A 15,588-nucleotide genomic window follows, 5' to 3' on the forward strand; every position below is an offset into this window, starting at 1 on the left:
CGCCGCCACCTCGGCGTACCTCGTCGGGGAGAAGATCCGCGCCCGCCGCTTCACCCGGCCGTACCACGGCGACATCCCCCGGGATCCGCTGGAGACCGCCTTCCTGTCCGGCGGTCCGCGCCGGGTCACCGATCTGACGCTGGTCTCGATGGCGGGCGAGCAGCGGCTGCTGCTCGCGCACACCGGGTGGGCGACAGTGGTCGACGCCGAGGGCCGTGACGATCTCGACCGGTCGCTGATCGCCTCCATCGGGCCGGACGGCCAGTCCCCGGTCGCCGCGATACGGGTGGCGCACGCCGCGGCCGGCGCCATCCGCGCCCTCGGGGAACGGCTCGTGGGCGACGGCCTCGCGGTGCCGGCGGCGGCCCGGGAGAGCGTCACCGCCGGGATCCGGCAGGTGCGCGGCGCCATACTCCTGAACCTGCTGATGGCCGGCGCCGCCCTGGTCCTGTCGGCGGGCGGGCAGCCCGACGGTGGCCAGGCGCAGGCCTGGTTCGCGCTGCCGCTGCTGCTGACCACCGGGTGCTGGATCATCGCCCGCGTGGAGGTCCATCCGTACACCCGCTGGGCCTCCCCTGCCGGGCAGGACGCGCTGCGCGCCGTTCCGGACGGCCCCGGCCCGCTCAGCGCGCTGGCGGTGCGCGGCCCGGCCGCGCTGCTGGACCCGGCGCAGCGGGCCGCGCTCGGCTGACCACCCCGGCCGGGGTGGTCGGGGACGACACCCGCCGCTTGTCCTTTACTTCATCCACCACCGCCCCAAGGATCCCTTTTGTCATGACCTGACACGAGAGGATCATCGGTGCGATCAATTGCCCTGTACGGCGTCGCAGGAACCCTGGCGCTGAGCACCCTGGCCATCGCTCCCCCCGGATCGGCGGCGCCGGGACCGCCGCACGGCGACCGGGTGGCCGAGGCGCGCGGCGCGGCCGTCGCCGCCGAGCGCGCCGCTCTGGCCGGGGTGACGTTCGGCAGGTGCGCCGGCGCGACCCGGCTGCCCGCCTCGGTCCGGTGCGGCACCGTGTCAGTACCGCTGGACTACGCCCGGCCGGACGGCGAGCGGATCAACCTGGTCATCAGCCGGGTCGCCGCCACCGGGCCGGCCGGCGAGCGGCAGGGTGCCCTGGTCTACAACCCCGGCGGACCCGGCGGCTCGGGGCTGTACTTCCCGCTGTTCAGCGTCCTGAAGGTCAAGGAGTACGCCAAGGCCGCCCGCGCCTACGACTTCGTGGGCTTCGACCCGCGCGGGGTCGGCCGGTCCGCGCCCATCTCCTGCGAAGCCCCGGCGGACTACGTCAAGGCCCCCACCCGCGACCCACGGCCGACGAGCGAGCGCGACAAGCAGGCCCGGATCGAAGACGCGAAGGCGTACGCCGAAGGCTGCGAGCGGCGCTCCGGGCATCTGCTGCCGTACCTCACCTCGCTCAACAGCGCCCGCGACCTCGATGTCATCCGCGCCGCGCTCGGCGAACGCAAGCTCAACTTCTACGGCGCGTCCTACGGCACGTACCTCGGCGCGGTGTACGCGACGCTCTTCCCCCGGCATGTGCGCCGCATGGTCTTCGACAGCGTCGTCGATCCCGACCCGCGCCAGATCTGGTACCAGGCCAACCTGGAGCAGGACGCCGCCTTCGAGATCCGCTGGGCCGACTGGCGCGACTGGGTGGCCAAGTACGACTCCGCGTACCACCTGGGCACCGACCGGACGCAGGTGCAGGAGGCCTACGACGCGGTGCGCGCCGAGCTGGCCGTGCGGCCGGCGGGCGGCGTGGTCGGCCCCGGCCAGCTGCAGGCCGCCTACCTGGGCGCCGGGTACTACGACGACACCTGGCCGGAGCTGGCCGCAGCCCTGTCCGCGTATGTCCACGGCGACCCGAAGCCGCTGATCACCGAGGCCTCCCCCAACCCCGCCAGGGCCGTCGAGAACGAGAACGGCAACGCGGTCTACACGGCCGTCGAGTGCGCCGACTCGCCCTGGCCGCGCGACTGGTTCACCTGGGACCGCGACAACACCGCGCTGGCCCGCACCGCCCCCTTCGAGACCTGGGACAACGCCTGGATGAACCTGCCGTGCGCCTTCTGGAAGGGACCGCACCGGCAGCCCCTGGAGGTGCGCACGTTCGGCCATGAACTGCCGCCGGTGCTCCTCGTCTCCGCCGAGCGCGACGCCGCGACCCCGCACGCGGGCGCCGTGGAACTCCAGCGCCGGCTGCCCCGTTCCGTGCTCCTCACCGAGCGCCGCTCCGGCTCGCACGGCGTGGCGTACGGCTCCAACACTTGCGTCAACAACCGCGTCGACGCGTATCTCCTGCGCGGTGAAACGGGAACGGACCGCACGCCGACGTGCGGTCCGCATCCCGAGCCCAAGCCGTAGCGCCAGCCTTACGCCAGGCCGGCCACCAGCTCGCCGATCTCCTTGCGCCGCCCGGTGTAGAACGGCACCTCCTCGCGTACGTGCATCCGTGCCTCGGATGCGCGGAGGTGCCGCATCAGGTCGACGATGCGGTGCAGTTCGTCCGCCTCGAAGGCGAGGATCCACTCGTAGTCGCCGAGCGTGAAGGCCGGGACGGTGTTGGCCCGCACGTCCGGGAAGCCGCGCGCCATCTTGCCGTGGTCGGCGAGCATCCGGCGGCGGTCCTCGTCGGGCAGCAGGTACCAGTCGTAGGAGCGCACGAACGGGTAGACGCTGACGTACTTGCGCACGGTCTCGTCGGCGATGAACGCCGGGACGTGCGACTTGTTGAACTCCGCGGGGCGGTGCAGCGCCATGTTCGACCAGACCGGGACCATCGCGCGGCCGAGCCGGGTGCGGCGGAAGAGGTTGTAGGCCTCCTGCAGCGCCTCCGCGGTCTCCGCGTGCCACCAGATCATGAGGTCGGCGTCCGCCCGGAGCCCCGACACGTCGTAGGTGCCGCGTACCGTGACGTCCTTCGCGGCGAGCTGCGCGAACAGCTCCTCCACCTCGTCGGCGTATCCGGAGCGGTCCTCGGGCAGCACGTCGCGCAGCCGGAAGACGGACCAGAGGGTGTAGCGGATGATCTCGTTGAGATCCTTCGCCTTCTTGCCGGCGTTCGGAGTCCTGTCCGGGGCGTCGGGAGCAGCAGTCGAGTCAGTCATGCCGTCATTCTCCCGTGTCCCGCGCGCCGCCTGTCGCCAGGGTCGTGGCCAGGGAGGTCAGTACCTCGTCGGCCGCCTTGCGGGCGCTGGCGACACAGGCCGGAATCCCGACCCCGTCGTACACCGCGCCGCAGACCGCGAGCCCCGGCAGCTTCCCGACCTGCTCGCGGATCCTGGCGACGCGCTCGACATGACCGACCGGGTACTGCGGCAGTCCGCCGTCCCAGCGGGTGACACGGGCCGCGACGGGCGCCGCGGACAGCCCGATGGCCTCGCCCAGGTCGCGCCGCGACAGGCGGACGAGATCGGTGTCGTCCCAGGCCAGGTCCGCCTCGTCGCCGTGCCGGCCGACGGAGGTGCGCAGCAGGAAGGTGTCGGGTCCGGCCTCGTTGATCCATCCCCACTTGTGGGAGGAGAAGGTGGACGCCTTGATCGTCTTTCCGTCGACCGGCGGCACCAGGAAGCCGGTGCCCTTCGGCATCCGCAGCACGTCGCGCCGCCGGAACGCCATGGTGACCAGCGCCATGCTGGCGTACTCCACCGCCGACAGCTCCGCGGCGGCGACGGGTGACTCGGCCGCCAGCAGCCGGGCGGCGGCCGGGGCGGGCGCGGCGATCAGGACGGCGTCCGCGTCGAGCACCCGGTCGCCGACGGTGACCTGCCAGCCGCCCGCGGTGCGCCGCAGCTCCCTGGCCGGCGCGCCGGTCTCGATGGTGACGCCGGCGGCCCGGCACGCCTCGGCGACGGCGACCGGCAGCTGACCGACGCCCCCGCGGATGCCCATGAAGACCGGTCCGTCCGGGGCGGCCTTGGCGGCGCGCCGCTGGACACCGCGCACGGCCTCGATGAGGGAGCGTCCCGACCGGGCCGCCTCGAAGAGCTGCGGCATGGCCGCGCGCAGCGAGATCTCGTAGGCGTTGCCCGCGTACACCCCGCCGAGCAGCGGCTCCACCAGCCGGTCGACGACCTCGTGGCCGAGCCGCGCGGCGACGTACTCACCCACGGCGACGTCCTCGCCGATCTTCGTCCGGGGCAGTACGTGGTCCAGCGGCAGCCTGGCCAGGCCCGCGGGTGACAGCAGGCCGGAGGCCGCGAGAGGGCCCAGATCGCCGGGGACTCCCATGACGTGCCCCTGGGGCAGCGCCCGCAGCCGGCCCCGGGTCCACACGGCGGCACCCGACACCGCGGGCGGCTCCAGCCGGTCGCCGAGCCCCACCTCGCGGGCCAGCGCGACCGCTTCCGGCCGGCGCGCGAGCATCGACTCGGCGCCCAGGTCCACGGGCACGCCGGCGATCTCGTCCGCGTACAGCTTTCCGCCGAGCCGGGCCGATCCCTCCAGCACCGTCACCCGCGCGCCGCCTCCGGCCAGGAAGTGGGCGGCGGCGAGTCCGGAGACGCCGCCGCCGACGACGATCACATGCCCTGTTCCGCGGTGTGTGTCGGTCATGCCTCCACTGTCCCAGATTCCCGAACGAGCTCTAAACGTGACCGCTTCGGAACCGGGGATCCGAAACCCCGGCCGCCCTCTCCACGTCGTATCGCCAACACCGGTTCCATCACCGGTTTCCTGCCGGTGAACGATCTCTGGGGGAGTTCGATGCGCCAGCCGACCACCATCCGCCGCAGACCTTTCGCGGCCCTCGCCGCCGCCGCGCTGACAGCCACGCTCACCGTCTCGGGGTGCGGTGCCGCAGGCTCGTCGGCGAAGGACGACAGCGCGGACAAGGCCGCCTCGGCCCCGCACCAGGCGGACGCGAAGGGTGCGGTGGACGCGCCGTCCGCGGCTCCGGGCACCGCGAAGGGCGCCACCACCAAGACCCCCGTGCCGTCCCAGAACTACGTGGTGCGCACCGCGACGCTCAGCGTCGAGGCGAAGGACAGCGTCGCCGCCGCCCTCGCGTCGGCACGGACCACGGTCACCGGCGCGGGCGGCTACGTGGGCGACGAGAACACCAGCCGCGACAGCCAGGGCCTGGAGCACTCCACCATCACCCTGCGGGTGCCGCCGGACTCCTACGACAAGGTGCTGAACGATCTCGCCGGCCTCGGCAGGCTGATCGAACGCAAGGTCAGCACCGAGGACGTCACCAGCCAGGTGGTGGATGTGGAGAGCCGCATCCGCTCGCAGCAGGCGAGCCTCGCGCGGGTGCGGGAGCTGATGAGCCGGACCACGCAGCTCAGCGACGTGGTCACTCTTGAGGGTGAACTCAGCACCAGGGAAGCCAATTTGGAAGCGTTGCAGGCCCAGCAGGCGTCGTTGAAGGAGCGGACGAACCTGGCGACCGTCACGCTGGTGCTGTCCGAGCCGGAACACCCCGCCTCCGCGCCGCCGCCGAAGAAGGACGACGGTTTCTGGGAGTCGGTCGGGACCGCGCTGGGCACCGGCTGGCACGCCTTCTACGTGACGCTGCGCGGGATCCTGATCGTGCTCTCGGTGGCGCTGCCGTTCGCCGCTCTGGGCCTCGCCGGCTGGTTCGTCTTCGTCGTCGTCCGCCGCAGGCTCGCCCCGCCGGCCGTGGTGCCGGACGGGGAGAACGTGACGGCGGAGGCCGTGACCGAGGAGTAGAGAGCCCCGTCAGACCTCGGTGGTGCGGTGCACGAAGTCCACGAGGCGGGTGAGCGCGTCGGGGTCGGTGCTGGGCAGGACGCCATGGCCGAGGTTGAAGATGTGGCCGGGCAGATCGGTCGCCGAGTAGAGCACCTCGCGGGTCTTCGTCTCGACGGCGGACGTCGGGGCGAAGAGCACCGCCGGGTCGAGGTTCCCCTGGAGCGCCTTGTGGGGGCCGACCCGGCGGGCCGCCTCGTTGAGCGGAACGCGCCAGTCGACCCCGACGACGTCCGCGCCGGCCTCGCCCATCAGCCCGAGCAGTTCGCCGGTGCCGACACCGAAGTGGATCCGCGGTACGCCGTAGCCGGCGACGGCCTCGAAGACCTTCACCGAGGACGGCATGACATAGCGCCGGTAGTCCTCGGGCGAGAGCGCGCCGACCCAGGAGTCGAAGAGCTGGACGGCGCTGGCGCCGGCCTCGATCTGCACCTTGAGGAAGGCGGCGGTGATGTCGGCGAGCCGGTCCAGCAGATCGGCCCACAGTTCGGGGTCGCCGTACATGAGCGCCTTGGTGCGCTCGTGGTTGCGGGACGGGCCGCCCTCGACGAGGTAGCTGGCGAGGGTGAAGGGCGCGCCCGCGAAGCCGATGAGCGGGGTCTCGCCCAGCTCTCCGGTGAGCATCCCGATGGCCTCGGTCACGTACTTCACGTCGTCCGGCTCGAGCGCGCGCAGCCGGCCGAGGTCGGCGCGGGTACGGATCGGCTGCTCGACGACCGGACCGACGCCGGGCTTGATGTCGAGATCGAGGCCGATGGCCTTGAGGGGGACGACGATGTCGCTGAAGTAGATGGCCGCGTCGACCTTGTGGCGGCGCACCGGCTGGAGCGTGATCTCGGTGACCATGTCGGGCCGCATGCAGGACTCCAGCATGGCGGTGCCCTCACGGAGCTTGAGGTACTCGGGCAGCGATCGGCCGGCCTGCCGCATGAACCACACCGGGGTGTGCGGCACGGACTGACGCCGACAGGCGCGGATGAACGGGGAAGCAGCGGTCTGCTGGTGCGCACTCACGCGTTGAATCTTCGCACGCGCCGGGATGCGACCCACGCGCCCGGGTGTTGCTCCACCCGTGGAGGCCGTGGGCGGCCTAGTCTTCCGGGCATGGCAGCGGTTCACGGGCACCTTGCGGACGGGGACGGCGCACCACTCCCCTTCCAGCGCGCGGTAGACGCGTTGAGTTCCGCGCGGGTACGGCCCGAAGTGGAGATCGATACGACAGCTCCGCCCAAGCGTCTCGCGTCGTACGCGTACGCGCTGGAGGCCGCGGTCGTGGTGGACGGCGAGGAGCTGGCCGACGGCCGGCTCATCCTGCTCCACGAACCGGACGGCCATGAGGCCTGGAACGGTACGTTCCGGCTGGTCACGCTGGTGCGCGCCGATCTGGAGCCGGAGATGGCGGTGGACCCGCTGCTGCCCGAGGTGAGCTGGTCGTGGCTGACCGGCGCCCTGGAGGCGCGCGGCGCGGAGTACACCGAACCGAGCGGCACGGTCTCGCGCAGTTCCTCGCACTACTTCGGCGGGATCGCGGAGCGGCCCGACGCGACGGCGATCGAGATCCGGGCGTCCTGGACACCGACCGAGGGCCCGGACGGGATCCCCGCCGTCGTGGACCACCTGGCGGCCTGGTGCGATCTGCTCTGCGCGTGCGCGGGGCTGCCGCCCACCGAGGGCCATGAGTCGCAGGACCTGCCCGGCGGCGTCGTGCCGATGCCGAAGCGGCGCGGCTGACTGCCCGTCCGGTATCCGCGTACTTCCGCCCGTTTTCCCGGTATTCCGGCGCGGTTCCGCCGCGCACCCACCCGCCGCTCAACATGATCTTGTTCGAGTGAGCGTCCGATTTGTCGGAATTGTTACTCAACAAATCGTGATCATTCCCTAAAGGCCGGGGCAATTGCTGCCGAAGGAGACTGTGACCCTCTCAGTCCCCCCTTCGCCACAGGAGGCCCGGTGTCAGTTCTTCTCGAGCAGCCCACGAGCCTGGTCGCCTACCGTCCGAACAAGCCGACGGCCATGGTCGTCGTCGCCGACCCCCGCGTCCGATCCACCGTCACCCGGCACCTGTGGGCGCTCGGTGTGCGCGATGTGATCGAAGCCTCGTCGATCGCCGAGGCCCGGCCCCGGGTCAGCAGCCCCCGCGACATCTGCGTAGCCGATGTCCACCTCCCCGACGGTTCCGGCCTGACCCTTCTCGCCGAGACCCGCGCGGCCGGCTGGCCGAACGGCCTCGCGCTCTCCGCCGCCGATGACATCGGCGCCGTCCGCAACGCACTCGCGGGCGGCGTCAAGGGATACGTCGTCACCGGTACCCGCAACAACCTCGGCGGCATGCCGGGCCGTCCCGGCGCCGCGCCGGTCGGTTCGGCGGGCGCCCGTATGCAGCGCCGCCCGCCCGGCACGCCCGGCCACCCCGGTGGCTACCGCGAGCTCTCCGGCCGCGAGGTCGAGGTGCTGCGACTGGTCGCCGAAGGCCAGTCGAACAAGGCGATCGGCGTCTCGATGGGCCTGTCCGCGCTCACCGTGAAGAGCCACCTGGCCCGTATCGCCCGCAAGCTCGGCACCGGCGACCGGGCCGGAATGGTCGCTGTCGCCCTGCGTACGGGCATCATCCACTAGCCCTCCCACACCCCCGCATGACCGCTGCGCCCGTCGACGGAACGTTCCGTCGACGGGCGTTCGCGATACACGGATACCCTTAGGGGGTGACCGACGCCCGAGAGACCGCAACAGAGGCTGCCCCGGCGCCGGTCCCGCTGCTGGACCCGCGCGAGGGAATCCCGCCGGTGACCGCCAGCCCGGAGGCCCTCGCAGACATCGTCGCGGCATTCGCCGCGGGCTCCGGTCCGGTCGCCGTGGATGCCGAGCGCGCGTCCGGATACCGCTACGGACAGCGGGCCTATCTGGTCCAGCTGCGCCGTACGGGAGCCGGGACCGCGCTGATCGACCCGGTCGGCTGCCCCGACCTGTCCACCCTGGGCGCTGCCCTCACCGACACCGAATGGGTGCTGCACGCCGCCACCCAGGACCTTCCGTGTCTCGACGAGATCGGTATGCGGCCCAAGAGCCTGTTCGACACCGAGCTGGCCGGCCGGCTCGCGGGCTTCCCCCGGGTCGGACTCGGCGCCATGGTCGAGAACGTCCTGGGGTTCGCCCTGGAGAAGGGCCACTCGGCCGTCGACTGGTCGACCCGCCCGCTCCCCGAGCCCTGGCTGCGGTACGCCGCGCTCGATGTCGAGCTGCTGGTCGACCTGCGGGACGCGCTCGAGGAGGAACTGCGCGAACAGGGCAAGCTGGACTGGGCGCTGCAGGAGTTCTCCGCCATCGCCACCGCTCCGCCGCCCTCGCCCCGGGGCGACCCGTGGCGGCGTACGTCGGGCATGCACAAGGTCCGCCGCCGCCGGCACATCGGCGTGGTGCGCGAGCTGTGGCAGGCCCGCGACCAGGCCGCCCAGGAGCGGGACATCTCGCCGGGCCGCATCCTCACCGACGCCGCGATCGTCACGGCCGCGCTGGAGGGCCCGCCGAACGTGACGGTGCTCGCGACACTGCCCGGTTTCGGGCACCGGATGGGCCGCCGCCAGCTCGACCAGTGGCAGGCCGCGATCGACCGGGCCCGCGCCCTGCCGGAGCGGGAGCTGCCGCAGCCGGGACCGGCCTACGTCGGTCCCCCGCCGCCGCGCGCCTGGGCGGACAAGGACCCGGTGGCGGCTGCCCGGCTGTCCGCCGCGCGGGCCGCGGTGGGCAAGCTCGCCGAGGAGCTGAACCTGCCGCAGGAGAACCTGATCACCCCGGACACCGTGCGCCGGCTGTGCTGGGACCCGCCGGCCGAGGCCACCACCGAGGAGGTCGCGGCGGTACTGACCGGCTACGGAGCGCGCGCCTGGCAGGTCGGGCTGACCGCGCCGATCCTCACGGCGGCCCTCGCCGCCCAGCCCCCGGCGGCTCCGGAGGCCCCTGCGCCGTAGGGCCCGTCCGGGTCGGCACCCCCGCGGAACCCGGCCGGGAACGGCCTCGTCGCATGTGACGTTCGCCGCTCCGGGCGGGGGGACTGTCCCCGTTGGTTACTGGCTAGTAGCATGGGTGTCGTAGCCGCAGCCTCGCGCCCAGTGGCAGCGAATCCGCATCTGGAGGAGAGCCAACGTGCCTCGTACCGCTAGGGACGTCGTCTTTGTCGACGGCGTCCGCACCCCGTTCGGCAAGGCGGGCCCGAAGGGCATTTACCACGAGACCCGTGCCGACGATCTCGTGATCAAGTGCATCCGGGAGCTGCTGCGGCGCAACCCGGAACTGCCCGCCGAGCGGATCGACGAGGTGGCTCTCGCCGCCACCACGCAGATCGGCGACCAGGGTCTGACCCTCGGCCGCACCGCCGGCATCCTGGCCGGCCTGCCGACCACGGTCCCCGGGTACTCGATCGACCGCATGTGTGCCGGCGCGATGACCGCGGTGACCGCGGTCGCCGGCGGCATCGCCTTCGGTGCGTACGACGTCGCCGTGGCCGGCGGTGTCGAGCACATGGGCCGTCACCCGATGGGTGAGGGCGTGGACCCGAACCCGCGCTTCGTCTCGGAGAAGCTGGTCGACGAGTCCGCCCTCTTCATGGGCATGACCGCGGAGAACCTGCACGACCGCTACCCGGCCATCACCAAGCAGCGCGTCGACGAGTACGCCGTGCGCAGCCAGGAGAAGGCCGCCAAGGCGTACGCCAACGGCAAGATCCAGCAGGACCTGGTGCCGGTCTCCGTGCGCAACAGCAACCCCGAGGCCGGCGAGACCGGCTGGGGTCTGGCGACCGCGGACGAGCCGATGCGCCCGGGCACCACCCTGGAGCAGCTGGCCGGCCTCAAGACGCCGTTCCGCGCCCACGGCCGGGTCACCGCGGGTAACGCGGCGGGCCTGAACGACGGCGCGACCGCGTCGCTGCTCGCCGCCGAGGACGTCGCCGTCGAGCTGGGCCTGCCGGTCCGGATGCGTCTGGTCTCGTACTCCTTCGTGGGTGTCGAGCCCGAGGTCATGGGCATCGGCCCGGTCCCGGCGACCGAGAAGGCGCTGGCGCAGGCCGGTCTGACGATCGACGACATCGGCCTCTTCGAGGCCAACGAGGCGTTCGCCGTCCAGGTGCTCGCCTTCCTCGACCACTTCGGCATCGCGGACGACGACCCGCGTGTCAACCAGTACGGCGGCGCGATCGCGTTCGGCCACCCGCTGGCCTCCTCCGGCGTCCGGCTGATGACGCAGCTGGCCCGCCAGTTCGAGGAGCAGCCGCACGTCCGCTACGGCCTGACGACCATGTGCGTCGGGTTCGGCATGGGCGGAACGGTCATCTGGGAGAACCCGCACTTCGACGGAGGCAGCAAGTGACATCCACCGCCGAGCTTTTGAAGGGTGCGGCCGAGCTGTTCCCCGATGAGGTCGTAACGAGCGCGCACGTGCGCCACCTCGACCTCCCGGGCGCCGGACGCTTCGCGCTCATCACGCTGGACAACGGCCTGGACCACACCAAGCCGACCACCTTCGGCCCGCAGTCGCTGGCCAACCTCGACGCGGCGATCGACCAGGTCGAGGCCGAGGCCGCCGAGGGCACCATCACCGGTATCGGTGTCACCGGCAAGCCGTTCATCTTCGCGGTCGGCGCCGACCTCAAGGGCGTCGAGCTGCTGAAGCGCCACGAGGACGCGCTCGCCATCGGCAAGGGCGGCCACGAGGTCTTCAAGCGGCTCTCGCACCTCGCCGTCCCGACCTTCGCGTACTACAACGGCGCGGCGATGGGCGGCGGTGTCGAGGTGGGCCTGCACTGCGCCTACCGCACCGTCTCCGCGGCGCTGCCGGCGTTCTCGCTCCCCGAGGTCTTCCTCGGTCTCGTTCCGGGCTGGGGTGGCTGCACCCTGCTGCCGAACCTGATCGGCGCGGACCGCGCAGTGACCGTCGTCATCGAGAACTCGCTGAACCAGAACCGTCAGCTCAAGGGCCGGCAGGTCTTCGAGCTCGGCATCGCCGACGCGCTCTTCGAGGGTGCGGACTTCCTGGAGCAGTCGCTGGCGTGGACCGCCGCCGTACTGCGCGGCGAGATCGTGGTGGACCGCCCCGAGATCGACCGCGGTACGGCCTGGGACCAGGCCGTCGAGCGCGGCAGGGGCATAGCCGACTCCAAGGTGCACGGCGCCGCCCCGGCCGCGTACCGCGCGCTGGAGATCATCGCCAACGCCAAGGACGGCGACCTGCAGGCGGGCTTCGACGCCGAGGACACCGCTCTCGCGGACCTCATCATGGGCGGCGAGCTGCGCAGCGGCATCTACGCCTTCAACCTGGTGCAGAAGCGCGCCAAGCGCCCGGCCGGTGCGCCGGACAAGAACCTGGCCCGCCCGGTCACCAAGGTCGGCGTCGTCGGCGCGGGCCTGATGGCCTCGCAGCTGGCGCTGCTCTTCGCCCGCCGTCTGGAGGTGCCGGTCGTGCTGACCGACATCGACCAGGAGCGCATCGACAAGGGCGTGGGCTACGTCCACGGCGAGATCGACAAGCTGCTCGGCAAGCGCCGCATCAAGCAGGACCAGGCCAACCGCCTCAAGGCGCTGGTGACCGGTTCGCTCGACAAGGCCGCCGGTTTCGGTGACGCGGACTTCATCATCGAGGCCGTGTTCGAGGAGATGGGCGTCAAGCAGCAGGTCTTCGCGGAGGTCGAGGCGGTCGCCCCGGCGCACGCGATCCTCGCCACCAACACCTCCTCGCTGTCCGTCACCGAGATGGCGTCGAAGCTGAAGAACCCCGAGCGGGTCGTCGGCTTCCACTTCTTCAACCCGGTCGCGATCCTCCCGCTGCTGGAGATCGTGCGCGGCGAGTCGACGGACGACGCTTCGCTGGCCACCGCGTTCGGTGTGGCACGCAAGCTCAAGAAGACCGCGGTGCTCTGCAAGGACGCCCCGGCGTTCGTGGTGAACCGGATCCTGACCCGCTTCATGGGTGAGATCCAGAACATCATCGACGAGGGCACCCCGGTCGAGGTCGCCGAGAAGGGCATCGACCCGCTCGGCCTGCCGATGTCGCCGCTGGTGCTCCTGGAGCTGGTCGGCCCGGCCATCGGGCTGCATGTCTCCGAGACCCTCAACCGGGCGTTCCCCGACCGGTTCACCGTCTCGAAGAACCTGGCCGCGGTGGTCAAGGCCGGCAAGCGCGGCTTCTACGTCTACGACTCCGGCAAGCCGGAGCTGGACCCCGAGGTCGCCGCGCTGCTGGTGCAGGGCGACTCGGTGCTCACCGAGGAGCAGGTCCGCGCCCGGGTGCTGGACGCCGTGGCGCAGGAGATCGGCCTCATGCTCGACGAGGGTGTCGTCGCCGAGGCGCAGGACATCGACCTGTGCCTGATCACCGGTGCCGGCTGGCCCTTCCACCTGGGCGGGATCACCCCGTACCTGGACCGCGAGGGTGTCTCGCAGCGGGTGAACGGCAAGCCGTTCCTCGCCCCGGGCATCGCGAGCGTCCCGGCGTAACGCCGTGAGTGACGCCCTCGGCACCTCGGCCGCCGGGCCACGAGCCGTGTAGAACGCCACGGTCAAGTCCCTGACCAGCGACTTCCGCTCGTAGTCGTCGAGCTGGACCAGCCCGCGGTCGGTCAGACCGCGCACCGTCTCGGCAACCGCCGCGAGCACGTCGTCGAGCACCGCCCGGCGGTGCCTGGCGTCGAGCGCGGTGACCTGGGCACGCCGCATCGCGGCGGCCACCTCGGGTGCGTACTCCAGGCGTACGGGCTGCGCCGAGAAGACCTCGACGCCGACCGGGCGCATATCGGCGGCGAGCAGCCGGGTGAGCTGGTCGCCGAGGCGTTCCGAGTCCCGCAGGGTGGGCCCGGAGCCGCGGAAGTCGTCCGCGGGCAGCCGGGAGACGGCGCGGGTGACCGCGCACTCCACCTGTTCGCGCAGGTAGCGCGAGTGGTCGTCGATGGCGAAGGCGGCCCGGGCGGTGTCCCGGACCCGCCAGACGATCAGGACGCTGGCGTGCAGCGGGGTGCCGTCCGCGTCGACCGTCTCGATGGCGCGGCTGCGCCAGTGCCGCAGGCTGACGTCCATCCGGCGGCGGCCGAGCAGCGGACTGATCCACAGCAGTCCGGTCTCCCGGACGCTGCCCTGGTAGGCGCCGTGCCGGGTGAGCACCCAGACCTTGCCGGGACGGCCCCGGGTGAGGCCGCCCGCGGCGAACGCGGTCAGCGCGCCGAGCAGCAGCACCGCCCCCCACAGACCGGTCAGGTCCCGGGGTGCCGGCGCCTCGGGCAGCACGGTGTGGCCGGCGAGCCGCTCGGGCAGCGCGCCCGTCCGCCACAGCAGCCAGCCGCCGGCGGCCGCAGCGACCAGCGCGGTGAGCGCCGCGGTCCAACCCGGCAGGCAGCGGCCGGGCCTCTCGACGAGATCGGAAACGGTGACGGTGGCGGCGGTGGGGAGGACGGCGGGGAGGACGGCGGTGGCGGCCAGGGCCGCGTCCGCCGTGGGTGCGTGAGTCGTCACAGGAAGAGTCGTCTCCAGGTCTCCGGTCCGGGATAGCCGTCCGCGTCGCGCCCGGACCAGCCCTGGGCGCGCTGGAACGCCTCGACGGCGCGGCGGTCGGCCTCGCCCCAGGTACGGCTGGGGCCCACGCGGTAGCTCTTGCCGAAGCCCTTGGCGACGAGGCGCCGTCCGAGGGTCAGCACTTGGTCGTTGGACTGTCCTGGGCGGAAGGAAGCGGCGCCCGGGTAACGGGGTGCCGTGGAGCCGCCGACCGGCCGCGTCGTGGGGGTGCCCGCGGCGATGTTCTTACCGGTGCCCTCCACCAGGTATCCCCAGGTGGTGGGTCCTGGCAGGCCGTCGGCGTCGCTGCCGGTCCAGCCCTGGGCGCGCTGGAAGGCGCTGGTGGCGCTGCGGTCGGCGTCGCCCCAGAGCGGGCCGGGTCCGACGATGTAGTAGGGCCTGGCACCGCGGGTCATGAGCATGGTGCCCAGCCGGGTGACATTGGCGTTGTTCGCGCCGGGTCCGAAGGCGGCGGTGCCGGGATAGCCGTTGCTCCCCGTCGTGCCGGTGCTCCCCGGTGTCCCCGGTGTCCCTGTGCCGCCCGATCCCGGACTGCCGGTGCCGGAGTCCAGGTACTTGTACCGGTAGGCGACGTACTTGTCGGAGTTGGTCCAGTAGGCCATCGGCGTCGTCTGGGCGCGGGTGTGCGGCTGGGTCTGCTCGATCGCGGTGTACAGGTGGTGCCCGGAGTCGGCCCAGCCGTCGAAGATGACGGCGTGCGAGCCCTTCTCCGGAGCCGCCTGGTTGTGGAACAGCAGGATGTCACCGGGCAGCAGATCGTCCCGGTCGATCCGTCTCGCGTAGTCCGGCAGGCTGCCGGTCCATGCGTTGGTGCCGAGGCCCCAGGCCATGGAGATGAAGCCCGAGCAGTCCTGGCGGTAACCGTCCGACCAGTACGCGGACATGCTGTAGGGCACCTCGGCGTCCACCCAGCGCTGTGCCCGGTCCAGGATCTGGTCCCGCGTCAGATGCAGCGGGGCAGGAGCCGGGACCGGCGCCCTGAGCAGGGCGTGGCCGAGCATGGAACCGGTGGCGGCGCTCGGTGCGGTGGCCGCGGCGACCGCACCCGCTCCGCCGCTGATGGCCGTGCCCGCGGCGGCCGCCACGACCATCACACGGGTGGCCGCGGTGGTGCTGCAGCCGGTGCCGGTGTCCCGCGTCACCGAGTCGGCGAGGCGCTGTCGCGCGCATTCCTCGCAGACACAGCCGGAGAGCGGTTCTACCTCGTCGAACAACGGTATGGACATGCGCACACTCCTCCGTGATCGGGCGTCACATGCCTTCAATACCCGATTTCGCCAGAAAGTTGACGAAATGTCGGATACGTCTTGGCCAGGT

Annotated in this window: 12 protein-coding genes and 1 pseudogene; 8 read left to right on the top strand and 5 right to left on the bottom strand. The window is 72.1% G+C overall.

Features of this window, described 5'->3' with window-relative positions; translation table 11 throughout:
- The coding region (locus O3W51_RS34835; protein WP_269288304.1) for a TIGR04222 domain-containing membrane protein at positions 1 to 691 on the top strand (691 nt) is incomplete at its 5' end.
- 108 nt (positions 692 to 799) lie between these two features.
- Entirely contained in the window at positions 800 to 2,371 is a 1,572-nt protein-coding gene (locus O3W51_RS34840; protein WP_138354292.1) for an alpha/beta hydrolase, read from the top strand.
- An 8-nt stretch (positions 2,372 to 2,379) separates the two neighbouring features.
- Here the strand turns inward: O3W51_RS34840 and hemQ are convergent, their stop codons facing one another.
- The gene (hemQ, locus tag O3W51_RS34845) at positions 2,380 to 3,114 is read right to left on the bottom strand and encodes a hydrogen peroxide-dependent heme synthase (RefSeq protein ID WP_138354291.1); all 735 of its coding nucleotides are present in this window, start codon (positions 3,112 to 3,114) and stop codon (positions 2,380 to 2,382) included.
- 4 nt (positions 3,115 to 3,118) lie between these two features.
- The gene (gene hemG / locus O3W51_RS34850; protein WP_138354290.1) at positions 3,119 to 4,561 is read right to left on the bottom strand and encodes a protoporphyrinogen oxidase; all 1,443 of its coding nucleotides are present in this window, start codon (positions 4,559 to 4,561) and stop codon (positions 3,119 to 3,121) included.
- Between the two features lie 150 nt (positions 4,562 to 4,711).
- Here hemG and O3W51_RS34855 point away from each other — a divergent pair, with 150 nt between their 5' ends.
- Positions 4,712 to 5,680, top strand: a complete 969-nt coding sequence (locus O3W51_RS34855) for a DUF4349 domain-containing protein (protein WP_269288306.1) — start codon at positions 4,712 to 4,714, stop codon at positions 5,678 to 5,680.
- 9 nt (positions 5,681 to 5,689) lie between these two features.
- Here O3W51_RS34855 and hemE read toward each other — a convergent pair whose 3' ends face one another.
- Positions 5,690 to 6,742 (bottom strand): uroporphyrinogen decarboxylase, encoded by a 1,053-nt coding sequence (gene hemE / locus O3W51_RS34860; protein ID WP_138354348.1) that lies wholly within the window; start codon positions 6,740 to 6,742, stop codon positions 5,690 to 5,692.
- A gap of 81 nt (positions 6,743 to 6,823) precedes the next feature.
- Between hemE and O3W51_RS34865 the strand changes: the two genes are divergently transcribed.
- From O3W51_RS34865 to O3W51_RS34885, 5 genes are all read left to right on the top strand, one after another.
- Positions 6,824 to 7,450: a DUF3000 domain-containing protein gene (locus tag O3W51_RS34865; RefSeq protein WP_164297935.1), complete on the top strand. Its 627-nt coding sequence runs from the start codon at positions 6,824 to 6,826 to the stop codon at positions 7,448 to 7,450.
- A 219-nt stretch (positions 7,451 to 7,669) separates the two neighbouring features.
- Complete coding sequence (locus O3W51_RS34870) at positions 7,670 to 8,335, top strand: response regulator transcription factor (protein WP_138354287.1); 666 nt, start codon at positions 7,670 to 7,672, stop codon at positions 8,333 to 8,335.
- Positions 8,336 to 8,421: 86 nt separating this feature from the next.
- Entirely contained in the window at positions 8,422 to 9,684 is a 1,263-nt protein-coding gene (locus O3W51_RS34875) for a ribonuclease D (protein ID WP_269288308.1), read from the top strand.
- Between the two features lie 175 nt (positions 9,685 to 9,859).
- Entirely contained in the window at positions 9,860 to 11,080 is a 1,221-nt protein-coding gene (locus O3W51_RS34880; protein ID WP_138354285.1) for a thiolase family protein, read from the top strand.
- A complete protein-coding gene (locus O3W51_RS34885) occupies positions 11,077 to 13,203 on the top strand; it encodes a 3-hydroxyacyl-CoA dehydrogenase NAD-binding domain-containing protein (RefSeq protein ID WP_138354284.1) in 2,127 nt (708 codons plus the stop codon). The genes O3W51_RS34880 and O3W51_RS34885 overlap by 4 nt, the downstream gene beginning before the upstream one ends.
- 249 nt (positions 13,204 to 13,452) lie before the next feature.
- Here O3W51_RS34885 and O3W51_RS48555 read toward each other — a convergent pair.
- Together O3W51_RS48555 and O3W51_RS34895 are read right to left on the bottom strand one after the other, a co-directional pair.
- Positions 13,453 to 14,211, bottom strand: a pseudogene (locus O3W51_RS48555) (SPFH domain-containing protein); the annotation flags it as partial.
- Positions 14,208 to 15,497, bottom strand: a complete 1,290-nt coding sequence (locus tag O3W51_RS34895; RefSeq protein ID WP_269288309.1) for a peptidoglycan-binding protein — start codon at positions 15,495 to 15,497, stop codon at positions 14,208 to 14,210. The pseudogene O3W51_RS48555 and the gene O3W51_RS34895, both read right to left, overlap by 4 nt.
- Positions 15,498 to 15,588: the final 91 nt, after the last annotated feature.

It is taken from the genome of Streptomyces sp. H39-C1, assembly GCF_027158125.1.
In the GTDB taxonomy this organism is placed as follows: Bacteria; Actinomycetota; Actinomycetes; order Streptomycetales; family Streptomycetaceae; genus Actinacidiphila; species Actinacidiphila fildesensis.